Raw genomic sequence first — 24650 nt, 5'->3', positions numbered from 1 at the left:
ACTCCGTCCCATTCCGCAGCCGCCACCTGCGCATCCACCCGCAAACACGCCCGTTTCCGTCCCGAACAGCAGACCGCACCGACGATTCCACCCGCACACCACACCACCCGCAACCCCCGCCCACCCACACAAAAACGGACGCCCCCGCAGGGGAACGTCCGTTCCGCACACCGTACGCTCGCACCGCAGCTCCTGCCGAGCCGCGAGCGTCCGGATCAGTCGATGACGCCGTAGAGGCGGTCGCCCGCGTCCCCGAGGCCCGGCACGATGTAGCTCTTGTCGTTGAGCCCTTTGTCGACGCCGCACACGACGACACGGAAATCGATGCTCGGATCGATGTTGTCCTCGACGAATTTGATGCCTTCGGGCGCCGCGATGATGCAGATCGCCGTCACATCCTTCGCGCCCTTTTCGGCGAGGTAGTGCGTCGCCGCGACGAGTGTGCCGCCTGTCGCGAGCATCGGGTCGATGAGGAAGCACTGGCGTCCGGAGAGGTCGTCCGGCAGGCGGTTCGCGTATGTGATCTGCTGCGTCGGGTGTTCCTCGTCGCGTTTCATGCCGAGGAAGCCGACTTCGGCGGAGGGGATCATGCGCGTCATGCCGTCGAGCATGCCGAGTCCCGCGCGCAGGACTGGCACGATGATCGGCCGCGGTTGCGCGATTGTCTTGCCGACCATCGGCGCGACGGGTGTCTCGATCGGTTTGTCGACGACGGCGAGGTTGCGCGTCGCTTCGTACGCCTCAAGTGAGACGAGTTCCGAGACGAGCTCACGGAACGTGGAGGATGGGGTGTTCTTGTCGCGCAGCACAGTGAGTTTGTGCTCGACGAGCGGATGGTTGAGTACATGCAGTTCCATACTTTCCCAGCATAGTCGCCGTCGTGTGCCGAAACGTGGAACGTGCGGCGTTGTGCGGCGTCCGTGCACACGCCTACCGCGTATTACGCTCACAGAGTACTGCCGTCTCATATGACATCTCAATAATTGGATACGATGTCATCAATTATGGTGCCGCATCTGTACACTACGAGAGTGTGTGCCTATGCGTGGGAGGCGCGGCACCCACAAAACAGAACAGGAACAGGAGAGGGGTCGAAACGTGACACGCAGCATCCTTGTCACGGGCGGTACGGTGTTCGTCAGCCGCTTCATCGCAACGTATTTCGTGGAATCAGGGGATGACGTCACGGTGCTCAACCGTGGTTCGCATCCGCAGATCGCAGGTGTGCGTACGCTCATCGCGGACCGTCACAACCTTGACCATATGCTCGACGGCGAGCATTTCGACGCAGTCATCGACGTGACCGCATACAACGCGTGCGATGTGCTCGACCTCGTGCGCGGCCTCGAGCATGCAACAGTCGGCACGACGATCATGATCAGTTCGAGCGCCGTCTATCCGGAAACGAATCTGCAACCCTTTGCAGAAGGCGTCCGCCTCGGGCGGAACACATTCTGGGGAGACTACGGCACCGGCAAGATCGAAGCGGAACGTGCGCTGCTGCAATGCGTGAACGACGCGTACATCGTGCGGCCGCCGTATCTGTACGGACCGATGAACAACCTCTACCGCGAAGCGTTCGTCTTCGACTGCGCGCGCGAGGACAGGTGTTTCTATCTGCCGCACGATGGCGGTATGCGTCTGCAGTTCTTCCATGTGCGCGACCTGTGCCGTTTCCTCGAACTGATCATCGACGCCAGGCCGGCGCAACGGGTCTTCAACGTCGGCAATCCGGACAGCGTGAGCGTGCGCGAATGGGTCGGCATGTGCTATGCCGCCGTCGGGAAGACGGCGACGTATGCGACTGTCGACAACGTCGAGGCGCGTAAGTTCTTCCCGTTCCACGATTACGAATACCGTCTCGACGTCCACGCACAACAGGAGCTCATGCCGAAGGTCACACCGATGGACGATGGGTTGCGCGAATCCTACGACTGGTACCGCGCACATATGGAGCAAGTGAACGCGCATCCGTACACACAGTACATCGATCTGCATCTCGCGCCGCAGCCGACGCATTGACGAGCTTTCCGCGCTGCAGATGGGGAAATAAGGAAGTGCGCCGGACCGCGAAAGCGCCATGTCGGCGCAAAGGCCGCTCGCAGCGGCAAAAAATGGAGCCCGGGGCTATGCACGGCCCGACGCGTGTTCCATTGTACATGGTTTCCCCGTTTGCGCCACCCGTGAGTCCGATACGAACGTCGGACTCACGGCTGCACACTGCGGCACCGCCGCCGACTACGTCTATATCGACGTTGTAGACGGCTGCACTTCGCGGCACCGCCGCAACGCACAGCCGTCCGACAACCAACGCAGCCGCTTACAGCTGCCGCGCCGCGCTCGCCGCGGTCTCGCCCGGGACGAACGCTTCGAAGATGAAACGGTCGAAGTACGGCATGCACGAGTTGAGCTCCTGCTCGCTGCGCACGGTCCACGCGACCGTCTGCGCGCCCATGCGACGCGCGAACGCGAGTGTCTTGCTGTTGCCGTTGCGGTAGTCGTACGCGATGAAATCAGGGCGGCTCATCCAGTTGAACGCGAGTTTGCCCGCCGCCCACACGATCGGATCGGCGTCGCCGAACGGTGCATCCTCCGCGAGCTGTCCGCGCGACGTGCCCGGATGGTTTTCCTTGTACCAGTGCATCGCCGCAGGATTGAACGATTCGACCGCGTACACGCCGCGGTACGCGTCGAGCAGATCCGCCGCCTGCTGCATGAGCGCGTCGTCACGCGAACCCCAATCGCGCATGTTCTCGAATTTGAATTCGACGATGATCGGGACACGTCCGTCGACGACGCGCAGTACGTCTGCGAGGAGCGGCACATGCTGGTAGTAGCCTTCCGGCACCTGTTCCGGCGTCTTGACGAGCGTCGGGTCCTCGGCCGTCGCGCCCGGCAGGAGCGGCGACGTCTCCGCCCCCGGCGCGGCCGTCGGGAACAGTGGGATGCGCACGAGCTCGTCGTAGGTGAGGTCGGCGATTTTCCGCGGGTCGCCTGCGACGCGCAGCAGGTCGGGGTCGTGCGCGACGACGACTTTGTTGTCGAGCGTGAGCTGCACGTCGAGTTCGATGCCGTATCCTGCCTGCGCCGCCGCCGCGAACGCCGCGAGCGAATTCTCGGGCGCGATCGGTCCGACTTCGCGCGGCGTGCCGTATCCCGCCTGCATCGCCATGCGCCGTGCGAGCGCGACGTATTCGCCGCTCTCCCCCGCGTACTGCTGGCTCAGTCCGGAGCCCGCGTCGTGCAGTCCGCGGTGTGCGAACATGACCTCCGGAAGCGACGACACATAGTTCTTCCTGCGGTTGTTGAACGTGCGCGGCGCCATCGCCCACACCGCGGCCCCCGCCGTGACGGCCGCGCCGATGACGATGTTCCTCAACGTCTTTGCCATGGTTGCTCCTTATGATTGCCCTTGATGGTGCGTTGTTCCACTGTCGAGCCTAGTGCACCGCGCCGCGCCGCCACGCGCGCTATGAGCGAACGGCAGCGCCCGCGTTATTTGTGTTTCCTGTTGCGTTTGCGTTCGCGTCCTTTGAGGTAGATGTCGATGACGATCCAGCATGAGAGCACGAACGCCGCGAGATAGCCGAGGAATCCGACGACCGGTATGCCGAAGATGATCGGTTTCATGCCCGCGAAATAGACGATTGACGATCCGACGAACAGGCCGACGACGATGAGCGCCATCGTGAGTCGGTTGACCATGTCCGAAAGCTGCTGGAGCGGTTCCTGCGAGCCGACGAGTTCGAAGTTCGCGCGCAGTTCGCCGCGCGTGAGCATATGGAGCGCGACGTTCGCCTCGCTGAGCGATTTGAGCGCGCCGTGGAGCGCTTCGTGGCTTTCGAGGGCGAGCTGTTTCGCTTCGTCCTTGACGACCTGTGTTTTCGTCTTCGAGTGTTCGATGTGCTCGGAGATGATTTCGATCATGTTGACGTTGGGGATGAATTTGTCGAGCAGACCTTCGAGGGTCACGAGCGCGCGCCCGACCGTCGTGATCGAACTGGGGATCTCGATGCCGTGGCGTCGCGCCATTTGCGTGAGTGACGCGAGGAATTGCGCGAGGTCGAGGTCCTGGAGGTTCACGGTGCCGAATTCCTCGACGATGCCGTCGAGGTCGGCGAGGAGCGACGGGTAGTCGGTATGGTCGGTTTCGGTTCCGGCGAAACGCAGCAGGGCGTCGGCGAGTCCCGCCGAATCCTGTTTCGCGACGGCGAACAGCATCTGTTTGAGCGCGGCGCGCGTCGACGCGTTGAGGCGCCCGGTCATGCCGAGGTCGAGGAGCACGATCTGCCCGCCGCGGATTTCGATGTTGCCCGGGTGGGGGTCGGCGTGGAAGAAGCCTGCGTCGAGGATCTGGCACGCGTAGTTGTCGACGAGTTTCGTGCCGATTTCGTTGAGCGAATAGCCGTCCGCGATGAGTTCGCGCGTGTGCGCGATCGGGATGCCTTCGACGTATTCCATGACGAGCACATGTTCGGTGCACAGGTCGATGTAGGGCGTCGGACAGTCCATGTATGCGAAGTCGTCGCAGAACCGTTTGAATTCGCTCAGGTTGCGCGCTTCGTTGAGGAAGTTCGTCTCTTCGTCGAACGTGTCCCACAGTTCCTCGACGACGCCTTGGAAGTCGACGACCTGCGCGTTGTGCATGATCTTCGTCGCGCCGCGTGCGAGCGACCGCATGATCGAGACGTCTTCGGCCATCGTCACACGCACGCCGGGGCGCTGCACTTTGACGGCGACGTCCTCGCCGCTCAGCAGCGTCGCGCGGTGCACTTGCGCGAGCGATGCGGAGCCGAGCGGTGTCGGGTCGATCGCGCTGAAGACTTCGCTGAGTGGACGGTGGTATTCGGATTCGAGTGTTTCGAGGACGATCGAGTACGGCATCGGGTCGGCGTCGGCGCGCAGTTTGGAGAGTTCGTCGCAGAACGATTGCGGCAGGATCTCCGAGCGCATCGACAGGATCTGCCCGACTTTGACGAACGTGGGGCCGAGCGCTTCGAACATGAGGCGCATCTTGACGGGTGTGAGCCCTTTGAGCGCGTCGAATTGCATCGCGATTTTGCCGATTTGGTGCAACCGTTTGATTTTGCTGCGCCGTGTCAGATGGTATTCGTCGGAGAACGAGCGGCGGTGCGCGCCGAACAGTCCGATCGTCTCGGGTTCCTTCGTCTGTTTCGGCAGTTGGTTGCGCAATGCGATGATGTGCGCCGCCTCCTGTGTCTCCTCCGCATCGAGGAGACGTTCGCGGCGCGCGCCGCGTTGTGCGGACGCACCGGCGTCGCTGTCCGCTTCCTGATTCTGCAGTCGCGCGTCGAGGTCGACGATTTTCGAGGTGTCGATGCGCGCTCCGCGTTGCGCCTCACGCCTCGCACGTGCACGCGCGCGGTCTTCGCGCCGCTCGTCGCGCGCCTCGTCATGCTCGTCGCGCCGTTCTTCGCGCGCGAACCGTTTGAGTTCCGCGGTGCTCACGCCATCGTCGGCCGACGGTATCGCGTCGATGCTGTCTGTCTGATTGTTCACGTGGTCGTCCATAGGCATGCCGAAGCGTCGCCCGCGGTGTCATGCGTCAGGCGGCGCGTTGTGCCGCGGCGCTTATGCGCGCGGCGTTCGTTGATGGTTCGCGGACTCACTTGCCCGAAGCGGCGGTGTCCGGATCGGCGGTGTCGATCGTGACGTCGGCCTTGACCGTTTCCTCGTCGACGTCCGCGTCCGCGGCATCGACCTTCGCGTCGGCGTCGTCGACCTTCTCGGTGAGGTCGTCGACGACGTGCGCGGCCTGGTTGCGCAGCCCCGCGGCGGCGTTCTGGAGCGTCTGCGACGCCTCGGCCGCCTTCTCCTTGAACGAGTCCTTCTTGTCGCTCGCCTTGTGCGCGAGTTCGCTGTTGAGCTCCTTGCCCTGCTCGACGGTCAGTTCGCCGCGTTCGACGAGGCGGTTGACGAGTTCCTGTCCCTTCTCCGCGGTCGTGGCGATCGCGCCGACGCCCGCGAGGAAAATCTTGCGCAGCCCTTCGCCAAAGTCGGGGATGTTGTTGTTCGAATCGGTCATGATGCCTCCCAGCTCATTCATCCATCGTTTGGATAGTGCTAACTCTACACGTCCCGCCGCGTGCCGCGCGTTCAGCGTGGGCGTACTTGTGCGACGTCCCGCGCGTGTTGCGCGACCGTGTCGATCCGTGTGAGTTCGTCGCGTTGCGTGGGCGTCCCTCCGGGTGCGAACGTGCCGTACCGACGTTCGACGGCCGTGCGGATGAGGAAATCGCTCACGGCTGGGTTCTTCGGCAGGAGCGAACCGTGCATATAGGTGCCGATGACGTTGTGCACGCGCGCGCCTTCCGTGTGGTCTTCACCATTGTTGCCCATGCCGTCGTGGTCGACGGTGCCGAAAGGGCGCACGCCGTCGCGCAGGAACGTCTGTCCCGAATGGTTCTCGTATCCGATGATGGTGCCGAATTCGTCGCTGTGTTCGACGAGGTTGCCGATCATGCGCGCGTCGCGCCCGACCGTGTATGCGCCGATGATGCCGATGCCGTCGAGGCGCGCGCCGTCGACCGTCTCGAAGTATTCGCCGAACAGCTGGTACAGTCCGCATATCATGAGCATCGGCACACCGTCTGCGGCGAGCGCGCGCAATGTGTCCGCGCGCGCGTAGAGGTCGTCGATGATCTTCTTCTGTCCGGTGTCCTGGCCGCCGCCGCCGAGGATGATGTCGACGCGCCCGGGCCACGGGTCGCGCTGGTTGACCATGTGGATGCGCGGTGCGTATCCGTAGAGCGTGAGCCTACGCTCGATCGTGAGGACGTTGCCGGTGTCCCCGTAGATGTTCATGTCCTTCGGGTACAACGAGACGATGTCGATTGGTTGTGCCATGCGCCGCTCCTTCATTTGCCGACGCCGGCGTCGGCGACGTCGGCGATCTTCGACAGGTACGCACGCACGGCGAGCATCGCCGTGTACGTGCAGTAGATGTGCTTCCTTCTGCCGGGGTTGCCTGTGACGAATGATTCGACCGCCTGTTCGAGGTCGGTGTCGACCGTGCCGACGCGCACGTCGTCGTAGGCGAGGCGCAGCGCCATGTCCCATGCGCGCACGCCGGACACGGCGGCGACGCCACTGTCCTTGAGGCTTGAGAAGTCGACGTCCCACAGCCAGCTCATGTCGCGTCCGTCCGCGTATTCGTCGTTGATGCAGATCATCGTGTCCGCGTCGTCGGGAGGGAACGATGCGAGCGCGAGGCGGAAGCCCATCGGATTCTTGACGAGGAGCAGTTCCGTCGGCGATCCGTGCACGTCGATGACTTCGCCGCGTCCGAACGCCGGTGTGACTTGTGCGAGCGCGTCGAGCAGCTCCGCCGTGTCCGCCGTCGCGAAGCGTTGCGCGCGCATGATGAAGCCGTCGCGGCGCGGTTGGGCAATCGTGTCGGCCGCGCGCCTGATGGCGCCGTCGGCGCGCACGTCCTGCCGCACAGCGCGTACGACGGCGAGCGCGGCCGCCGCGTTGTAGAGGTTGTAGACGCCTTCGAGTTTGACTTCGGATTCGTATTCGCGCCCGTCGATGACCATCTGCGCACGGTGGTCGCCGACCGCGGTGAGCATGACATCGGCGCGTGTCGCGTTCGTCGGCATGTCCGCGGCGGCCACCGCCGTATCGTCGCCCGCCGCGAGCGCGATGGTCGTCGCCATGTCGTCGTCGGTCGGGAAATACCGGCGCAATGCGCGTGACAGGCCGAAGTACGATACATGGGTATCGACAGGCGTGAGTTGGGCGAGCGCCGCGATGCGCGGGTCTTCGCGGTTGAGCACGACGGCGCGCGTCGCTGCTTCGGCGACGCGTCCGAGGAGGCGCGCGGTGTTGTCGATTTCGCCGAAGCGGTCGAGTTGGTCGCGCATGACGTTGAGCAGGAGCGCGTATTGCGGTTTGACTTGGTCGACGAACTGCACGGCGTAGGCTTCGTCGAGTTCGAGGACGGCGATATCGGCGTCGATCCTGCCGCCGATGGTCACTTCGTTGATGAGTGCGGAGACGACGCCGCGCGTGAAGTTCGATCCGGTCGGGTTCGTGAAGACGCGCAACCCGAGCGATTCGAGCATCATCGCGACCATCCTCGTCGTCGTCGTCTTTCCGTTCGTGCCGGAGACAAGGATGACGCCGAGTGGCAGTTGCGCCAACGTGCGGCGCAGGAACGTCGGGTCGGCCTTTTCGACGACTTTGCCCGGGAACGCGCTTCCGCCATGGTGGGTGACGCGCGACGCCCACCGCACCGTCTTGCCGAGTGCGGGCGTCGCGAACCCGTACCACGGCCCTTTCGCTGCTTTCGTCATGTCAGACCCCTTGCTGATAGTCCTGCGGCATGTCCTGGAATTTCGAGTACTGCCCGCGGAACGCCAGGTTGAAGGTCGCCGTCGGTCCGTTGCGGTGCTTCGCCATGATGATGTCGGCCTCGCCCGGGCGGTCCTCTTTATCATAGGCGTCGGGGCGGTGCACGAGGAACACGACATCCGCGTCCTGTTCGATCGAGCCGGATTCACGCAGGTCGGACATCTGCGGTTTCCTGTCGTTGCGCAGTTCCGAGCTTCGGTTGAGCTGCGAGAGCGCGACGACGGGCACTTCGAGTTCTTTCGCGAGCAGCTTGAGCGCGCGCGAGAACTCAGAGACCTCCTGCTGGCGGCTTTCGACCTGTTTGCCGGCGCTCATGAGCTGCAGATAGTCGATGACGACGAGTTTGAGGTCGTTCGTCTGCTTGAGCCTGCGGCATTTCGCACGGATCTCCATGAGGCTCATGTTCGGCGAATCGTCGATGAAGAGCGGCGCGTCCTTGAGTTTGACGAAGAAATTGTTGAGGACGTTCCAGCGTCCCGGGTCGATGTCCTCGGCGTTGCGCATCGCCGAGAGCGGGATGTTCGTCTCCGCGGAGATGATGCGCTGCGACAGTTCGATCTGGCTCATCTCAAGGCTGAAGATGACGGTCGTCAGGTTCTGGTGGAGCGCGGCCGCGCGTGCGAAGTCGACGCCGAGCGTCGACTTGCCCATCGCGGGGCGTCCCGCGACGACGATCATCTGGCCCGGCTGCAGGCCTTTCGTGACCGAATCGATGTCGCGGAACCCGGTCGCGATGCCGGATTCGATCTCGCCTTTCTGGATGAGGTCGAGCTGCTTGAGCGTCGCTTCGACGGAGTCGTAGATTGGCGCATAGTCCTGATGCACCTTGCCCATGCTCATCTCGTACACCTCGGCCTGTGCGAGGTTGACGACGTCCTGCGCCTGCGATCCTTCGGCGTTGTAACCAAGCTGCGTGATCTTCGTGCCGGCGGCGATCACGGCACGCAGGATCGCGCGCTGGTGCACGATCGTCGCGTAGTACACGGCGTTCGCAGCCGTCGGCACGGCGCCGATGAGGTCGTGCAGGTAGGCGACGCCGCCGACTTTCTCCAGGTCGCCGGCGTCGTTGAGCTGGTTCGCGACCGTCACGACGTCGGCCGGCTCGCCCGCTGAGAACAGGTCGATGATCGCCTTGTAGATCGTCTGGTGCTTCGGCTGGTAGAAGTCGGATTCCTCAAGGGTCTCGGTGACTTCGCCGATCGCGTCCTTCGCCATGAGCATGCCGCCGAGCGTCGCCATCTCCGCGTCGTCGTCGTGCGGCGGCACGCGGTCGAAGAGCGCCATGTCGTTCTTGTCGTTTCCTGAAAATCCATTGAATCCATCAGCCATAGCAGTCGATTATATGAAGCCTCCGGCGTATGCGCCATCGACGCCACGGACCATCATCGATGGGCCCGTGGCAACGACGGTGTGTCCGGCGTGTTCAACATGCCTCGCCGAGTGTGCCGGGCATCGCGAGCTCCTGTTCGAGGCGCGGCAGCATGACGCGCGAGAAGCCAAGCGTTGACGGCCCGAACAGTTTGAGCGTCGCATCGCGCATCATCGCATTGTCCTTCCAAGGCGAGCGCGCAAGCCATACGCCGACCGCCGCGTCCCGGAAGATGCAGTATTGGCGCAGCATCGACGTCTGCTCGTGCTTCGATGCGCCACGCAATTGCTCATAGTCGATCTCGTGCTCGTCGATGAGCAGCATCGGCATCGCGAGCACGCCGATGTCACGCACCATCCTGCACATCGAGTCAAGGCTCCTGAACGACGATTCGATCAGGTCACGGTCGTGCGTCACGAGCGCGCCGAGCAACTGGTTGCGCATCATCACGCCAAGGATCGAGGCGGCGACGTCGGCGATGTACATCAGATTGCCCCACAGTGGCTTCTGCATCTCCTGTTCGCGCAATTGCGGCGACTCGTAGATCGTGTCGACCATCGGGACCGTCGTGCCCCATAGCGCCTCGACCGCCTTGCGCAATTGCTGCGCGTCATAGAGGAACCGTTTGTCGATGCGCTGCTCGCATGCGGAGACGCGCGGCTTCACCTTCATGTACCGCTCGATGTCCTCCTGGCACCATGGCTCGTTGCGTTTCGCCCGGTCGAGCACATCGGCGATGCCGACGTGGTAGGAGAAGTACTGGTATGCGGTGTGCATCACGTCATCGTCGTCGTCGATGATCCGGTTCGGCATCGAGACATGCACGTCGCCGCGCGCAAGCGCCTGCTCGTATTCCGCGTCGGCCTGCACGCGCAGGCCGTCGATCGCATGGATGATCTCGATCGCATCCTCGTGCTCGCGGCGTTCCGCTTCGGATTTGAACCGGTGGCACGGCGTCGTCGCCTCGAGGAGCAATTCGCCGCCTATCGTGCCGTCGTTGAGCACGGCATAGGCGACGCGCGACGTCTGCATGCCCGGCGCACCCCAGCGCATGATGCAGCGCGACGCCATCGACCGCATCATGCGGTAGTATTCGAACAAGTCGGAGAAGCGTTGGTGCTTCGAACCGAAGCGGCGCTTGTCGTGGCCTTTGAAGCGCTTTTCGAATCTTTTGCGGTCGAAGGCCCGGATGAGCAGCGGCAGTTCGTCGTCGGGCCTGTCCGTCGCGAAGGCGGCACGCGCGTGCGCCATGCGTTCGTACAGCCAGTAGCCGAGGCCGCGGCGGCGCACGACGTATTCGCAATGCGTCAGGAACGTCCGGCAATGGTTGATGAAGGCAGTATCCCCCTGTTCGGCCGCCGCGTGGATCTCGGTCGGCCAGCATGACGCGCCGAACAATTCCTCGGCGATGTCCTGGAGCCGTTCGGGCGCCGGTGGCAGGACCGTGCTCACCATTTTCCCCTGTGGCGTGTCCTTCTCGTCGACGACAATGCGTTCCGCGTTGACGATGTGGTCGTCGAACAACGCGCGCAATTCGACGAGCTGTTCGAGGAACCCCTTGGAATCGAGTTCGAGCGTCGCGCCTTGCGTGGTCTGGTCTGCGGTTGTGGACATGCGTTGGCCTCCTTGTAGGCGGAAAACTTGGATGTGCACCGGTGTTCCTGCCACTGTGCCGTATCCGCCGCCCGCGTGCCACCGCTTTCGAAAAGAATGTGGATATGTGGAAAGCCGCGGCGTGTTCCACCATTCCTCATCCGATGTGGATAACGCAATCCATCCTGCATCCGTCACATGTCGATACCGCTTCCTATCGACGTTCAGCGGACGGTGGAGCGACGCGCGCGGAGCGGCATTGTGGACAACGTTGTCCACAGAACCCCTACTTATCCACATTCTGGGGATAACCATGTGGATTACGCTTCCAGTTATCCACATTCGGTGGATAACCCTGTGGAAAACATGGGGATACATAGTGGAATACCGCTCCCATTAGCGCACGCCGATTTGCACGGCCCCCCTATCTGTGCTACGTGCGCCGCGCATCACCGATCGCGGCGGCGCGGACGTCAGCCGATCGCCGCACGCGCCGTCGCCGCCATCGTCGTGACGACCTGCGCGCTCCATGCGCTCCATCCGAGCTGCCCCGAGATATGCTCGCCCGACGTCGCGCCAAGCGAGCACATATCCGCTTTCGTCAGGTCGAACAGCATGTCGAGCAGCAGCGGGTCACGTTCGACGCGGGACGCGAGCTCGTCGCCGACACCGGGGTCGTTCGGATTGCGCGACGTCGCAAACGCCGACAATGTCAGATGCTCGCGCACGAGGAGCGTCGCCATACCGACGATGCGCGCGTCGAAGCCCATCCGTTCGAGCACGGCGCGCGCGTGCCGTTCGCCTTCCTTCGCATGGTCGGTGACGCGCGGCCGTTTGCCGATGTCGTGCAGGATGCCCGCGAGCACAAGCGCCGCATAGTGCTCATCGTCGTACCGCCCGGACGTACGTGGCGCGAGCGCACCGGAGACGTCGCCGCGGGACGCGAACGATGCGCCGAAATACGGGCGTTCACGTCCGAGCTGCGACGTCACGGCGATCATATGGCGGTCGATTGTGTACCGGTGCGCGGCCGAAGCGCTCGGACGGTTGCGTATCGCGGCCCATTCGGGCATCCAACGGTTCGGGATGCCGACGAAATCGAGTTCCTCCCATGTGTCGAGCAGGTGCGCGCCGCTCGCGAGCAGGCGGACGAAGGCCACGCGCGACGCGTCATCCCAGTTCGTGTAGCTGATTGGGGATGTCGCCAGGTTCGCGAGCGTCGATGTGTTGATCGACAGGCCATGTTCGGCGGCAGCGACGGCGACGCGCAACGGGAGGTCGCCGTCCGCGGACGCGTCGACGCCCGGCGCGAGCACGACCTCCTGTTCGTGGACGGCGACGCCCGGCGCGAGCAGTTCGAATGTCGGCGCCTCGCGCCTGCCGCCCGCGCGTGGGTGCATGATCTGGAAGAACGAGAACCGTGGCCGTTCGTGGACGAGCGTATGTTCGGCGCGAGCCGCCGTCGCGTCGAGCGAGAACGCGATCGCGCGCCCGAGACGTGCGAGGAGCGTCTGCAGATCGTCGATCGACGCCGCCGCGCGCGCGTCCTCGGGCAGTGTCGGGTCGGCGAGGCCGAGCATCGCGGCGACGGGCGCCTGGTACGGCGCGAGCAGCAGGTTCGTATCCTTGCGCGCGGCGAGATGGATGCAGTCGCGCACGTCGAGGAGGCGTTCGACGGCCGCGTCGTAACGTCCGTGCGGACGGTCGGCGAGCCATGACGCAGAGAGTGCCGATGTGAGCACCGTGTCGCGCAGGCCCCCGCGTGACTCCTTGATGTCGGGTTGGTTGACGTATGGCATGCGTCCGAAGCGGTCGAGCCGCTGCTTCGCGGAGTCGAGCAGTTCGGGGAGGCGTTTGCGCGCGGCTTTGCGCCACCGTTCGAGGATCGTGACCGATGTGCGCGTGATGAGGTCGGCGTCGCCCGCGACGGGTCGCACGTCGAGCCAGCCCATCGCGGCCGGCAGGTCGGCGTCGGTGACCGACGTGCATTCGTCATGTGTGCGGACGGAGTGATCGAGGTCGAGGCCGCTGTCCCACAGTGGATACCATAGTCGGTTCGCGAACGCGTTGAGTTGCGTGCGGCCAAGCGCCTTGCCATCGTGGATGAGCACAAGGTCGAGGTCGGAGACGGGGCCGAGCTGCCCGCGGGCAAGCGATCCGACGGCCGCGAGGCCGATGCCTTCCGTCGGCACATCGAAGGGCACGGCCGCGCATGCCTCATTCCATAACGCCGCGAGCGCGTCGGACGCGAGCGCCGTGCGCGCCTTGCGTTTCGCGGTGCCGTCGCGGTATACGCCATCCTCGTCCGGTGCGCTCAATGCGAGCATGCGTCCTTTGAGATCGTCGACGGCGGCCGTCATCGTTCCCCCTTGCCGGCCCATGCCGGGCCCTCTCGTCTGCCGGATAATTCGTGGGTATGGAATTTCCTGCGCTGCGGTACGGCGGGAGGCGCCTCAGCGTACCACAGCGCGGGAAAGCGAACGGCCGTACGCCGGCCGCGCCGTATACGGCGGCGGCCTCCGTGCACAGCGCATCGGAAGCCGCCGTCATATGGAGGTGACGGTCCGGCGAGGCCGGACATCATCGGGCCATGTCAGATGGCCGCGGAGCCCGTTTCGCCGGTGCGCACACGGGCGACCATGTCGAGCGGGGCGACCCACACCTTGCCGTCGCCGATCGTGCCCGAGCCGGCCGACTTGATGATGACGTCGACGAGCGTTTCGGCGTCGGCGTCGTCGCACAGGACTTCGACGCGGATCTTCGGGATGAGGTCGACCGTGTATTCGGCGCCGCGGTAAATCTCGGTGTGCCCGCGCTGGCGGCCGTAGCCGTTCGCCTCGGAGACGGTGAGGCCGTGGACGCCAGCGGCCGCGAGGGCCTCCTTGACGTCGTCGAGCTTGAATGGCTGGATGATTGCGGTTATGAGCTTCATGTCACATCTCCTTGATGACGGAGCTGGCGGTGCCAGCGAAATCGTATGCGCGTTCGCCCTGGTCGGCAAGGTCGATGCCGCCGACTTCCTGGGCCTGGGTCACGCGCCAGCCGATGGTCTTCTCAAGGCCGAACGCGATGATCGTCGTGATGACCGCGGAGAACGCCATGGCGACGACCGCGATGACGACCTGCACGACGAGCTGACGCCAGTCGCCGCCGCAGAACAGGCCCGTGCCCTGCATGAAGAAGCCGAGCAGGACGGTGCCGATGAGGCCGCCGACGCCGTGGACGCCGACGACGTCGAGCGAATCGTCATAGCCGAGCTTGTACTTGAGCGAGCAGGCGAAGCATGTCACGATGCCGGCGATCGCGCCGAGCACGATCGACCACAGCGGGGAGACGACGTCGGCGGCCGGCGTGATCGCGACGAGGCCGGCGACGATGCCCGAGGCGGCGCCAATCGCCGTGTAGTGGCCCGTGCGGATCTTCTCGGTGAAGCCCCATGCGAGCATCGCGGCGCCTGCGGCGAGCGACGTGGAGACCCACGCATAGCCCGCGGTGCCGTTCGCGGCGAACGCGGAGCCGGCGTTGAAGCCGAACCAGCCGAACCACAGCAGGAACGCGCCGAGCATGACGAACGGGACGTTGTGTGGGCGCATCGGCTCGGTGCCGAAGCCCTTGCGCTTGCCGATGATGAGGACGATGATGAGCGCCGCGACCGCGGCGTTGATGTGGACGACGGTGCCGCCGGCGAAGTCGTGCGCGGCCGCGCCGATCGCCTGCGAGATCGGGCCGTCGGCGGACAGGAGGCCGCCGTTCCAGACCATATGCGCCATCGGCGCGTAGTCGAGCGTGATCCACAGTGCGACGAAGATCATCCACGTGCTGTACTTGACGCGTTCCGCGATCGCGCCGCAGATGAGCGCGACGGTGATCATCGCGAACGCGGCCTGGAAGCCGACGTCGACGGACGCCGGATAGTTGTTCGCGTTCATGCTTGCCGACGTGAAGACGCCGTCCTGTGCGACCATCGTGTCACGCAGCAGGAACCCGGTCGCCGGATCGCCGAAGACACCGCCGATCGAATGGCCGGCGTAGGCGATCGACCAGCCCCACAGGCCCCAGATGATGATCGTGACCGAAAGCGCCGCGGCCTCCATCATCATCATGTTCAGCACGGCCTTGGCACGGACCATGCCGCCGTAGAAGAATGCAACACCGGGTGTCATAAGGAACACCAGGCACGCGCTCGTCAGAATCCACGCGGCGTTACCGGAATCAAGCTGTCCCATACGGCCACCTCCCTCTCATATGTCGTTCTTGTCTTGCCTTGTCCGCCAGAAGGCCCGGCGGGCGACTCTCATTGGATTTGCAGCCCCGTGCGGGGCTCACATGCCATATGGAACGCCCCGCGGGTTTTGAGCATGTTTCGACGCATTACGAATATGTAAAAGCGCATGGCTCGCCATCCACGCATTCCATGCGCCGGCGCACGGCGGCGCACCCCGATAACGGGCCATCGATTTTTCCTATCGCGCGTAGGAATCCCTTCGTTTCCCCGCATACGCCACCGTGATACCACGCGATAGATTCCGCCTATCGCCACGCCGCGACGCGCCGCGCACACGCACGTTACGATGCCCCATGTCAGGCGGCAAGCCGACAACAACCCCAACCAATGAGAGAGGACGACCCATGTCGATCAACAAACCGGCCACGACGACGCTATCCGCAATCATCGCGATCTCGCTCATGGGGATGTGCGCGGCGTGCGGCACCGGGGACCCATCCGCCGACGCCGCGGACGCGGACGGCGCGAAGGTCGTCACATTCGTCCTCGAATCGCAGGATCCGCCGTATGCCTACGCCGATGACAACGGCCAACCGGCCGGATTCGACCTCGACGTGCTCAAAGCGATCGACGACAGGCTCGACGACTACACGTTCGAATACGAGGTGCTCGATTACCAGACGGGGCTCATCGGCACGAAACAGGGCAAATACGACGCGATGATCGGCGCGTTCTTCGAGACGCCCGCGCGCGCCGAGCAGTACCTGCTGTCGAAGCCGTACAACTACTTCTTCATGAACCTCATCGTGCCGCAGGATTCGACGATCAAGACGCTCGAGGACCTCGACGGCAAGACGCTCGACCCGATCGTCCCGTCGGACGGCCGCTATGTCGCGATCACCGATTGGCTCAAGCGCCATCCGGACACGAAGATCGAAGTGCCGACCGTGACGAACCAGGAGACGTTCCAGGACATGTTCAACGCCGTGCACGACGGTTCCTATGACGCCGTCTACCTGTCGAAGGCGCAATACGAAGGCGTCGCCGACACGCTCGGCTACGAGCTCAAGGTCACCGACCCGGTCGACGCGGCCGGCACCGTGATCCTCTACAACAAGAAGCAGGGCGACCTCCAGAAGGCGATCGACGAACAGGTCGACGCACTGCTCGATGACGGCACGCTCCCCAAGCTGAGCGAAAAGTGGTTCAAGCAGGACAACTACGAGCTCGCCAAGGAACTCGGCGCGTTCAAGGAGTGACCCGATGCTCGAATTGCTGCCCACCGTGCTGCCACGGCTGCTGCAGGCGCTGCCGGCGACGCTCATCTACTGGTTCGTGCCATCCGTGCTCGCGCTCATCCTCGGCACGCTGCTGTGCATCGCACGCGTGGGCCGCAAGGGCGTCATCTATTGGGTGTGCACGGTCGTCATCTCGTTCTTCCGCGGCACACCCGGCATCGTCCAGCTGTACCTCGTGTTCTTCGGCCTGCCGAAGCTCTTCGCGCTCATCGGCGCCGACATCGAGGACTGGCAGGCCGGCGCCTTCTTCATCATCGCGACGACGCTCAACCTGTCATGCTTCGTATGCGAGGCGCTGCGCGGCGGCTACCTCGCCGTCGATCGCGGCCAGATCGAGACAGGCCTGAGCCTCGGCTACAACCGATGGCAGAACTTCGTCCACGTCATCGCACCGCAGACATTGCGCGTCTCGTTGCTCAACCTCAAGAACCTCGAGATCGCGGTCATGAAGGACACGTCGATCGCGTACGTCATCGGCGCGGCGTGCATCCTCGGCACGGCGAAGACGATCATCTCCGCACAATACGGTGTCGGGCAGCTCGCGATCCTCGGCATCGCCGGCGTGTGCTATTTCGTGCTGTGCGCCGTGCTCGAAGCGGCGTTCGGCGCGGCGTCGCACCGGCTCGCGCGCCATGAGCGGAAGGCCGTCGCCTGATGGAACTCGACTACGACTTCATGATCGCGGACCTGCCGACCGTGTTCGCGGGACTGCCGAACACACTGTTGCTGACCGCATGGTCGCTGCTGTTCGCGGTCACGCTCGCGCTCACGCTCGGCACCGTCATCCTCACCGGCGTCCCCGTGCTCACCCAGGTGGTCATCGCGCTCAACACGTTCATCAAAGGCGTGCCGCTCGCCGTCCAACTGCTGTTCTGCTATTACGGCATGCCACTGCTGTGCCGGTGGCTCGACGGGCTCGGCGTCTACCATCATGATCCGCGCCACATCCCGTATTTCTGGGCCGCGGTCGCCGCGCTCGCTTGCAATTTCGGCGCGTATCTCACCGACGTCGTCGTCTCGTCGGTGCGCGCGATCGACCACGGCCAGATCGAATGCGCGCACGCGCTCGGCATGACACGTTGGCAGACGATCCGCCGCGTCATCGTGCCACAGGGCGCCGTGATCGCGCTCCCTGGATTCACGAACTACGTCATTTGGCTGCTCAAAGGCACGGCGCTCGCGTCGCTCATCAACGTGAGCGAACTGCTCATCGCCGCACAACTGAGCGCTGCGGACGGCTACGAATACCTCGAAGCGTACATCGACGCCGCACTCATCTACTGGGCCGTATGCGCGGGCCTCGAATGCGCGATGACGAAGCTCGAACGTCGCGTGGGCACCTACCGCAGGCAGGATGTGCGGCAGGCGGCCGCGATCAGTGCACACGGTGCGGACGCCGACGATACGTCTTCCGGCCCATCCATCCCATCCACCGAACCCATCAGTGCGGTCCGCGGCGCCACGTTTGCGCACGACCGCGCAGAAACCCCAACCCCGCAACCGATTGGAGCCTGAACCATGTCTTTCGAGCACAACATCCCCACACTTGACAACGCGACCGTGAACGCGGCACGTGAGATATCCGAACGCCGCGCCGCGACGATCAGCCGCATGATTGACGAAGCGGCGAAACGCGGCCTCGACGACGCATTCGCGTACGACGCGGTCGCCGACTACGGCGCCGACAACGCGCGCGAATTCCGCAAGACGCTCAAGGATCCCGATTCGTTCCGTGAATTCATCGACAATTTCGGCACCGACCACAACCGTGAGATCTACGAGATGGAAACGGTCACGAAAACGGACGACGAACTGCAGATCGACTTCCACTACTGCCCTTACGTCACCCAATGGGTGCGCCAGGGCAAGACGGAACAGGAGATCGCACGCCTGTGCGAAATCGCGATGGCGGGCGACCACGCGTTCGCGGGCGCGTTCAGGCACGTCGACTTCACACTTGAGGGCACGATCGCCGAAGGGCGCCCGGTGTGCACACTGCGCTTCCGCAGGACCGACGGAACCAACGCCGAGGTGGCGCGATGAGCACCGCCGACGATACTGTCGTCTCGCTGCGCGGCATCCGCAAACGCTTCGGCGGCAACGATGTACTCAACGGGATCGACCTCGACGTACGCAAAGGCGAAGTGCTCGCGGTCCTCGGATCGAGCGGATCGGGCAAGACGACGCTGTTGCGCTGCGTGAACGCGCTCGAACAGCCGGACGCCGGCACTGTGCGCGTCGCGGGGACGGCGATCGATTACACGAACAAACCGAGGTACCGCACCACGCTCGCGTTGCGGCGCAAGACGGCGATGGTGTTCCAGAACTACAACCTCTTCGCGCACAAGACGGTGCTGCAGAACGTGACCGAGGGACTCACCGTCGTGCGCGGCGTCGCGAAACACGCCGCGCGCGAACGTGCGCGCGCGGCGCTCCACAGCGTCGGTCTCGACGGGTTCGACGACCGCTATCCGAACATGTTGTCGGGCGGCCAGCAGCAGCGTGTGTCGATCGCGCGCGCGCGTTGGCGCTCAAACCGGACGTGATCCTGTTCGACGAGCCGACGTCGGCGCTCGACCCGGAACTCGTCGGCGACGTCAACGACGTCATCGGCGACGTCGCGGCGACGGGTGTGACGATGATCATCGTCACCCACGAAATCCGTTTCGCGTACAATGCCGCGTCACGCGTCGTCTTCGTCGACCGCGGACGCATCATCGAAGACGGCACGCCGAAGCAGGTCATCGACCATCCGAAACATCGGCGCGTCCAGGAATTCCTGAGCAAGATGACGAACAAATAAAAGTGGAGATAGAGGAAGGCGCGTGTGCGCGGCATCGTCCGCGCACACGCGCCTTCCTCTATTCCGACATCAGTTGTGCCGATAGGTGTCCGACCATCCGTCCTCACTCGCCGAGGATGCCGTCGACGAACGATTCCGGATCGAACGGGGCGAGGTCGTCGGGCCCTTCGCCGACGCCGACGAGTTTGACGGGGACGCCGAGTTCCTTCTGCACCGAGATGACGATGCCGCCCTTCGCCGAACCGTCGAGTTTCGTGAGCACGACGCCGGTGATGCCGATCGCCTCGGCGAACACCTTCGCCTGCGTCATGCCGTTCTGTCCCGTCGTCGCGTCGAGCACGAGGAGCACTTCGGCGACCGGCAGGTTCTTTTCGGTGACGCGGCGGATCTTGCCGAGCTCGTCCATCAGGTTCGCCTTGTTCTGCAGACGTCCCGCCGTATCGATGATGAGGACGTCGGCGCCCGTCTCCTTCGCTTTCGCGGAGGCTTCGAACGCGACCGACGCGGGGTCGGCGCCGTCCTTGTCCGAGCGCACGACCGGCACACCGACCTTCGCGCCCCACGTCTCGAGCTGGTCCGCGGCCGCCGCGCGGAACGTGTCCGCCGCGCCGAGCATGACGTGCTTGCCTTCCGAGACGAAGAGGCGTGCGAGTTTGCCGGTCGTCGTCGTCTTGCCGGTGCCGTTGACGCCGACCATGATGATGACGCTTGGTGTGCTCGCATACGGTTTGTCCGCTTCGAGCGTGCGGTCGGTCTCGGTACCGACGAGGTTGAGCAGTTCGGCGCGCAGCGCCTCACGCAGCTGTGTCGCGTCCGTCTCACCGGTCACACGTGCGTCGGTGCGCAGTTTTTCGACGAGTTCCTCGCTCGCTTCGGCGCCGACGTCCGCGAGCAGCAGCGTGTCCTCGACGTCCTCCCAATCCGATTCGGACAGATGGTCCTTCGCGAGGATGTTGAAGAGCGCCTTGCCGAAGGGGTTGCTCGATTTCGCGAGCCGTTCGCGCAAACGCTGGAGACGTCCCTTCTTGCCGACGGGACGTTCGGTCTTCTCCTCGACGGGGGCCGGCACTTCCTCGGCGATCGTCTCGTCGACGACGGCCGGGGCTTCGGGTTCCTCGATTGTTTCGGTGGTCTCGGTGGTTTCGGTGGTTTCGGTGGTTTCGATGGCCGCAGTGGTCTGCGGTTCCCCGGTGACCGTCACCGTCTCCTCGACGGTTTCGGTCGTGGGTTCGACTGTGGGTTCCGCGGTGGGTTCGGTTGCAGGGACCTTCTTCGGTGCCTGCGCCTGCCGCCGTTCACGTTCGTCAGTGGTCTGCGCGGCGGAAGGCGCCGTCTTCGCGGCTTCGGCGGCGGCTTTGCGCCGCGCCTCCTCACGTTCCGCGGCGAGGCGCGCGTCGGCTTTCGCCTTCGCCTCCTCCTCGGACTTTCCCAATCGCTTCTTGCGTGACCGATCCGCCCATATGCCGCCCACGATGAACAGCAGGGCGATGACCACGACGGCGATGATGCCATACACGGTATTCGTATCCATAACCCCAGCCTAAAAACCTCAACGGACACGCCGCATCCCCACGCGCGGCCGTCCGGCGACAGCCGACGATCGCGGCGGGCGCTCGGCAATCAAGAGGGCGTGAAAGAATACGCGGTATGGCAAACGCTTCGAGAATGTCGTCGTACCAACGTCGCGAACAACTCATCCGCATCGGCCGCTCACTGTTCGCGTCCAAAGGATTCGAAGCGGTCAGCGTCGAGGAGATCGCCGCGACCGCGAAAGTCAGCAAACCGATCGTCTATGAGCACTTCGGCGGGAAGGAGGGACTGTACGCGGTCGTCGTCGACCGTGAGATGCGCACCCTCACCGACGCGTTGTTCGAAGCGCTCTCGACCGAGAAACTGCATCCGCGGCAGATCGTCGAACGCACGACGCTCACGTTGCTCACCTATATCGAGGAGAATGCGGAAGGGTTCCAGGTCCTCGTGCGCGACTCCCCGACGACCGATCCGACGAGCTCGTTCTCGTCGCTCCTCGGCGACGTCTCGACACGAGTCGGCGAAATCCTCGAGGAATGGTTCCGACGGCAGAAACTGCCCGCAAAACATGCACCGTACTATGCGCAGATGCTCGTCGGCATGACCGTCTACACAGGCCAGTATTGGGCGGACCAACGCAAACTCAGCAAGGAACAGCTCGCCGCGCTCATCGTCAACCTCGCATGGAACGGCCTGTCACGCATGGAAGCGAAACCACAGTTGCGTTTCGAAGGCGCGAAGGCCGCGAAAACGGCGAAGTCCACGGCATCGACGAACGCGGCGGGCGCGGAAGACGCGGACGGGGATTGCGAGGAACCGACGGCGGACGTCGGCGCCTGACCTTGCGCCAACGTCCGCCGCGCCGCTCACTTCATCCAGTGATCCGACATCCTGAACGCGTTGTGCATGAGGTTGCTCGACGTATACAACACTTGGTCGAGCAATGTCTGCGTACGCGCGCGCAGCCACACCGCCATCGTCTCGTTCGCGTCCGCGAGCGCCGTGCGCACCGCAGCGCCGCGCACGCCGTCCGCGTCCTGCGCGAGCGCGTCCGCATCCTCCGCGATCGATGCGTCGGTGTGTTCGACGAGGTTGATTCCGTACGACTGCACGTCCTCGATGTACTGTTCGATCTCCCCGTTCGTATCGAACCAGTGGGCGTCCGCGATGACGGCGATGATGCGGTTCATCCAGTACAGTGTGTCCGTCGTCGCGTGTTCACCGTCGGTGTCGCGTAGGAACGCGGGCGTATCGTCGACGTTCGCGTAGAACGGCGCGGGCGATGTGAACGCGCCGCAGCCGTACGAGATCCACATGAGCGCGCGGTGCGCGTCGGGCACGTATGGGCGGATCTGCATGCACACCATGTGCCCGGTCCTGTTGACACCGATCGGACGGTAGCGGTGGCGGCTTTCCGCGGTGCCCGTCGTGCCGTAGGGGTCGTATGGTGTGCCGTCGAAATGCGAACCCATCAGGAACGCGACGTCCTCGACGCTCACTTTGCGCTCAGGTTCGCGGCACCACGGCAGGTCCTGCGAATCGGGACGGTATTCGGCGTCCTCACTGTCCCAATCGTGGGACGGGTTGAGGTACCGCTGCATATACCATGCGCGCGGCGTGTTGTAGATCGCGTCCTTCGGTGTCGCCGTGCCGAACGCGCCACGCGTGTCGAAATGCGCGGGGCTGCCGTTCTCCGACGACATCGCGCGGTCGAGGTGGTGGTCGTCGATGAAATCGCGCAGGTCCGCGCTGCACATGTTGTTGCGGCGCTCGCTCAACGCGTCGTCGAAATCGATGCTGTCGATGCCGAGCTGGTTCGGCACGGCGGCGTAGCAGTCGTCGGGCACACGGCGCGCGATCCAATGGTGGCCGCCGATCGTCTCGACGTACCATATCTCGTCCACATCGCTGATGATGATGCCGTTCGATTCGTAGGTGCCGTACTCCTCGAGGAGCGCGCCGAGGCGTTCGACGCCTTCGCGCGCCGTCGTCACATATGGCAGCACGAGGGTGATGATGTCCTCTTCGCCGAATCCGCTGACCTGTTCGTCCGCGTTGTTCTTGTCTGTCTTCGTGTCCGCTTTGACGAAGGGGTCGGCGGCGAGCACACGCGGATTGACGCTGATCGTCTCCGTCGCGCTCATCGCGACGTTGTGTTCGTTGACACCCGCTTCCGCGAGGATGCCGCGGTTCGCGCGCACGTTCGGCACGATGCTGTAGCGGCACGGGTCGTCGGGCAGTTCGATGCGGAACGTGCCCGCGACGTTCGCGTACGCGCGCGGCTGCTCGTGCGGTTGCACGACGATGAACCGTTTCGGATCGTACGTGCCGCTCCCCGAATCGTCATTGCGCGCGATGATCGTGGAACCGTCGATGCTGGCTGATTTTCCGACTAACAGTGTGGTGCAAGACATGATGACCACGTTAGTCGATGCGCGCACACCGCGCGCGTAACGCCGCCGCGAGCGTACCGTGGCGCGTTCCGCACCGCGGTATGCTTACAGTCTCCTCAGCGTACCGTTCTGCGTCATATTCCGCACGATGGTACGCAGAAGGATCAGGTTGGTTTTGCGAAATCGATGGGACGATGTATACTTGCACGTTGTTGCCCCTCTAGCTCAACGGTTAGAGCAGCGTCCTTTTAAGTCGTGGGTTCAGGGTTCGAATCCCTGGGGGGGCACAAGCAAAGGCTTGGCATCGTAGAACCACCACGATGCCAAGCCTTTTCCAATATCCGCGCACGATGCATATACGTCCGCGACGAGCGTCCGCACAATCGGGCATATAGGAACTAAAGTTATTGATTTAGACTTTCATTCGGTTGCGTTTGGGTAGCGTGTGCTGGCGTGGAATTCGTTCCAGTCGATGCCGGTTCCGAGTGTTGGCTGGGTCATGTCGGGCTCGTTGTCTTGGTCTGTACGTGGTTTGCTCTGCCGGTCGTGTTGCTTGAGGATGCGGGCGGGGTCGGGTTTGGCGCTGTTCATGTAGCAGTGCCATTCGCAGGCGCGGCGCATGTGCGCCTCGGGCAGGCCGCGGTGGTTGACGAGCATGCGCTTGAGCGCGGCGTTGAGCCCTCCCTCGAGGCGGTTGCTGTCGCGTGGCACGGGGCCCTGCGCGGTCAGTGTGGGGTCGAGGAAACAAAAGAGCGTGCCGTCTTTGAAGAGGCGTTCAAGCCTGAAATAGGCGCGGCGCAATGGCAGGTGGGTCCACCACCATCCGCTTGTGCTCGTGGCGGCCCTGGGATCGTCGGGATGGTCCTTGGCGTACGTGCGTTCGGCCAGCATGCCTTTCCAGCGTTCGTGCCACGCGTTGAGCGCCTGGCCCCACCTGGCGGCCGTGTCGGCGTCGTGGATGCGGGTGAGCGTGTCGGCGAGGCGTTTGAGATCCCTCCCGGCCTGCAGTCTGGGTCTGGAGGTCAGATCGGCCCTGGTGTCGCGTTGCACGTGGACCAGGCAG

General features: G+C 64.0%; 21 protein-coding genes, 1 tRNA gene and 1 pseudogene. 9 read left to right on the top strand and 14 right to left on the bottom strand.

Going from position 1 to position 24650, the window contains the following annotated elements; genetic code table 11:
* Positions 1–215: 215 nt before the first annotated feature.
* Complete coding sequence (gene upp / locus B1526_RS03640) at positions 216–857, bottom strand: uracil phosphoribosyltransferase (RefSeq protein WP_095614743.1); 642 nt, start codon at positions 855–857, stop codon at positions 216–218.
* Positions 858–1098: 241 nt separating this feature from the next.
* Between upp and B1526_RS03635 the strand changes: the two genes are divergently transcribed.
* Complete coding sequence (locus B1526_RS03635; RefSeq protein ID WP_095614742.1) at positions 1099–2022, top strand: NAD-dependent epimerase/dehydratase family protein; 924 nt, start codon at positions 1099–1101, stop codon at positions 2020–2022.
* A 298-nt stretch (positions 2023–2320) separates the two neighbouring features.
* On the opposite strand, the gene B1526_RS03630 is transcribed toward B1526_RS03635, so the two are convergent.
* The 10 genes from B1526_RS03630 to B1526_RS03585 form a co-directional block, all read right to left on the bottom strand.
* Positions 2321–3391, bottom strand: coding sequence for a glycerophosphodiester phosphodiesterase family protein (locus B1526_RS03630; RefSeq protein WP_095614741.1), 1071 nt, complete (start codon positions 3389–3391; stop codon positions 2321–2323).
* A 104-nt stretch (positions 3392–3495) separates the two neighbouring features.
* Complete coding sequence (locus B1526_RS03625; protein ID WP_407640993.1) at positions 3496–5325, bottom strand: ABC1 kinase family protein; 1830 nt, start codon at positions 5323–5325, stop codon at positions 3496–3498.
* Positions 5326–5626: 301 nt separating this feature from the next.
* Entirely contained in the window at positions 5627–6067 is a 441-nt protein-coding gene (locus B1526_RS03620) for a phasin family protein (protein ID WP_133088436.1), read from the bottom strand.
* Positions 6068–6117: 50 nt separating this feature from the next.
* Complete coding sequence (locus B1526_RS03615) at positions 6118–6867, bottom strand: type 1 glutamine amidotransferase (RefSeq protein WP_095614739.1); 750 nt, start codon at positions 6865–6867, stop codon at positions 6118–6120.
* Positions 6868–6878: 11 nt separating this feature from the next.
* Positions 6879–8318: a Mur ligase family protein gene (locus tag B1526_RS03610; protein ID WP_095614738.1), complete on the bottom strand. Its 1440-nt coding sequence runs from the start codon at positions 8316–8318 to the stop codon at positions 6879–6881.
* Position 8319: 1 nt separating this feature from the next.
* A complete protein-coding gene (gene dnaB / locus B1526_RS03605; RefSeq protein ID WP_095614737.1) occupies positions 8320–9705 on the bottom strand; it encodes a replicative DNA helicase in 1386 nt (461 codons plus the stop codon).
* 94 nt (positions 9706–9799) lie between these two features.
* Positions 9800–11359, bottom strand: coding sequence for a hypothetical protein (locus B1526_RS03600; RefSeq protein ID WP_095614736.1), 1560 nt, complete (start codon positions 11357–11359; stop codon positions 9800–9802).
* 452 nt (positions 11360–11811) lie between these two features.
* Positions 11812–13698, bottom strand: a complete 1887-nt coding sequence (locus B1526_RS03595; RefSeq protein ID WP_095614735.1) for a [protein-PII] uridylyltransferase family protein — start codon at positions 13696–13698, stop codon at positions 11812–11814.
* A 233-nt stretch (positions 13699–13931) separates the two neighbouring features.
* Positions 13932–14270, bottom strand: a complete 339-nt coding sequence (locus B1526_RS03590) for a P-II family nitrogen regulator (protein ID WP_095614734.1) — start codon at positions 14268–14270, stop codon at positions 13932–13934.
* Position 14271: 1 nt separating this feature from the next.
* On the bottom strand, positions 14272–15564 hold the full coding sequence (locus B1526_RS03585; RefSeq protein WP_095614733.1) for an ammonium transporter: 1293 nt from the start codon (positions 15562–15564) through the stop codon (positions 14272–14274).
* Positions 15565–15967: 403 nt separating this feature from the next.
* Here B1526_RS03585 and B1526_RS03580 point away from each other — a divergent pair, with 403 nt between their 5' ends.
* Genes B1526_RS03580 through B1526_RS09460 form a run of 6 tightly spaced genes read left to right on the top strand, consistent with a single transcriptional unit; the run spans position 15968 to position 19664 of the window.
* Positions 15968–16822: an amino acid ABC transporter substrate-binding protein gene (locus B1526_RS03580; protein ID WP_164470453.1), complete on the top strand. Its 855-nt coding sequence runs from the start codon at positions 15968–15970 to the stop codon at positions 16820–16822.
* A 4-nt stretch (positions 16823–16826) separates the two neighbouring features.
* Complete coding sequence (locus tag B1526_RS03575; RefSeq protein WP_095614731.1) at positions 16827–17516, top strand: amino acid ABC transporter permease; 690 nt, start codon at positions 16827–16829, stop codon at positions 17514–17516.
* Positions 17516–18376 carry an amino acid ABC transporter permease gene (locus B1526_RS03570; RefSeq protein ID WP_095614730.1) on the top strand — a complete coding sequence of 287 codons (861 nt, stop codon included), beginning with the start codon at positions 17516–17518 and terminating at the stop codon, positions 18374–18376. The genes B1526_RS03575 and B1526_RS03570 overlap by 1 nt, the downstream gene beginning before the upstream one ends.
* 3 nt (positions 18377–18379) lie before the next feature.
* On the top strand, positions 18380–18904 hold the full coding sequence (locus B1526_RS03565; protein WP_095614729.1) for an L-2-amino-thiazoline-4-carboxylic acid hydrolase: 525 nt from the start codon (positions 18380–18382) through the stop codon (positions 18902–18904).
* Complete coding sequence (locus tag B1526_RS03560; RefSeq protein WP_327078345.1) at positions 18901–19407, top strand: ATP-binding cassette domain-containing protein; 507 nt, start codon at positions 18901–18903, stop codon at positions 19405–19407. Before B1526_RS03565 ends, B1526_RS03560 begins: the two co-directional genes overlap by 4 nt.
* Entirely contained in the window at positions 19386–19664 is a 279-nt protein-coding gene (locus tag B1526_RS09460) for a hypothetical protein (protein WP_327078344.1), read from the top strand. Before B1526_RS03560 ends, B1526_RS09460 begins: the two co-directional genes overlap by 22 nt.
* Positions 19665–19767: 103 nt before the next feature.
* On the opposite strand, the gene ftsY is transcribed toward B1526_RS09460, so the two are convergent.
* A complete protein-coding gene (gene ftsY, locus B1526_RS03555) occupies positions 19768–21195 on the bottom strand; it encodes a signal recognition particle-docking protein FtsY (protein ID WP_095614728.1) in 1428 nt (475 codons plus the stop codon).
* Positions 21196–21311: 116 nt separating this feature from the next.
* Here ftsY and B1526_RS03550 point away from each other — a divergent pair, with 116 nt between their 5' ends.
* Positions 21312–22034 (top strand): TetR/AcrR family transcriptional regulator, encoded by a 723-nt coding sequence (locus tag B1526_RS03550; protein WP_095614727.1) that lies wholly within the window; start codon positions 21312–21314, stop codon positions 22032–22034.
* Between the two features lie 26 nt (positions 22035–22060).
* Here B1526_RS03550 and B1526_RS03545 read toward each other — a convergent pair whose 3' ends face one another.
* Positions 22061–23608 (bottom strand): C69 family dipeptidase, encoded by a 1548-nt coding sequence (locus tag B1526_RS03545; protein ID WP_095614848.1) that lies wholly within the window; start codon positions 23606–23608, stop codon positions 22061–22063.
* Between the two features lie 193 nt (positions 23609–23801).
* Here B1526_RS03545 and B1526_RS03540 point away from each other — a divergent pair.
* Positions 23802–23874, top strand: a tRNA-Lys gene (locus B1526_RS03540).
* A 133-nt stretch (positions 23875–24007) separates the two neighbouring features.
* Here B1526_RS03540 and B1526_RS03535 read toward each other — a convergent pair.
* Positions 24008–24650 (bottom strand): annotated as a pseudogene (locus B1526_RS03535) (IS256 family transposase); the annotation flags it as partial.

It is taken from the genome of Bifidobacterium criceti, assembly GCF_002286935.1.
Lineage (GTDB): Bacteria > Actinomycetota > Actinomycetes > Actinomycetales > Bifidobacteriaceae > Bifidobacterium > Bifidobacterium criceti.
The sequence above is the reverse complement of the archived record's forward strand: the minus strand, read 5'-3'. Positions and strand labels throughout refer to the sequence as shown.

What these genes read in the sequence shown, in the direction of transcription:
- B1526_RS03580 (WP_164470453.1), top strand. Translation starts at nt 15,968, where the DNA reads ATGTCGATCAACAAACCGGCCACGACGACGCTATCCGCAATCATCGCG.
- B1526_RS03615 (WP_095614739.1), bottom strand. Translation starts at nt 6,867, where the DNA reads ATGGCACAACCAATCGACATCGTCTCGTTGTACCCGAAGGACATGAAC.
- B1526_RS03590 (WP_095614734.1), bottom strand. Translation starts at nt 14,270, where the DNA reads ATGAAGCTCATAACCGCAATCATCCAGCCATTCAAGCTCGACGACGTC.
- upp (WP_095614743.1), bottom strand. Translation starts at nt 857, where the DNA reads ATGGAACTGCATGTACTCAACCATCCGCTCGTCGAGCACAAACTCACT.
- B1526_RS03550 (WP_095614727.1), top strand. Translation starts at nt 21,312, where the DNA reads ATGGCAAACGCTTCGAGAATGTCGTCGTACCAACGTCGCGAACAACTC.
- B1526_RS03575 (WP_095614731.1), top strand. Translation starts at nt 16,827, where the DNA reads ATGCTCGAATTGCTGCCCACCGTGCTGCCACGGCTGCTGCAGGCGCTG.
- B1526_RS03610 (WP_095614738.1), bottom strand. Translation starts at nt 8,318, where the DNA reads ATGACGAAAGCAGCGAAAGGGCCGTGGTACGGGTTCGCGACGCCCGCA.
- B1526_RS03620 (WP_133088436.1), bottom strand. Translation starts at nt 6,067, where the DNA reads ATGAATGAGCTGGGAGGCATCATGACCGATTCGAACAACAACATCCCC.
- B1526_RS03565 (WP_095614729.1), top strand. Translation starts at nt 18,380, where the DNA reads ATGTCTTTCGAGCACAACATCCCCACACTTGACAACGCGACCGTGAAC.
- dnaB (WP_095614737.1), bottom strand. Translation starts at nt 9,705, where the DNA reads ATGGCTGATGGATTCAATGGATTTTCAGGAAACGACAAGAACGACATG.
- B1526_RS03600 (WP_095614736.1), bottom strand. Translation starts at nt 11,359, where the DNA reads ATGTCCACAACCGCAGACCAGACCACGCAAGGCGCGACGCTCGAACTC.
- B1526_RS03545 (WP_095614848.1), bottom strand. Translation starts at nt 23,608, where the DNA reads ATGTCTTGCACCACACTGTTAGTCGGAAAATCAGCCAGCATCGACGGT.
- B1526_RS03570 (WP_095614730.1), top strand. Translation starts at nt 17,516, where the DNA reads ATGGAACTCGACTACGACTTCATGATCGCGGACCTGCCGACCGTGTTC.
- ftsY (WP_095614728.1), bottom strand. Translation starts at nt 21,195, where the DNA reads ATGGATACGAATACCGTGTATGGCATCATCGCCGTCGTGGTCATCGCC.
- B1526_RS03630 (WP_095614741.1), bottom strand. Translation starts at nt 3,391, where the DNA reads ATGGCAAAGACGTTGAGGAACATCGTCATCGGCGCGGCCGTCACGGCG.
- B1526_RS03595 (WP_095614735.1), bottom strand. Translation starts at nt 13,698, where the DNA reads ATGACGGCCGCCGTCGACGATCTCAAAGGACGCATGCTCGCATTGAGC.
- B1526_RS03560 (WP_327078345.1), top strand. Translation starts at nt 18,901, where the DNA reads ATGAGCACCGCCGACGATACTGTCGTCTCGCTGCGCGGCATCCGCAAA.
- B1526_RS03585 (WP_095614733.1), bottom strand. Translation starts at nt 15,564, where the DNA reads ATGGGACAGCTTGATTCCGGTAACGCCGCGTGGATTCTGACGAGCGCG.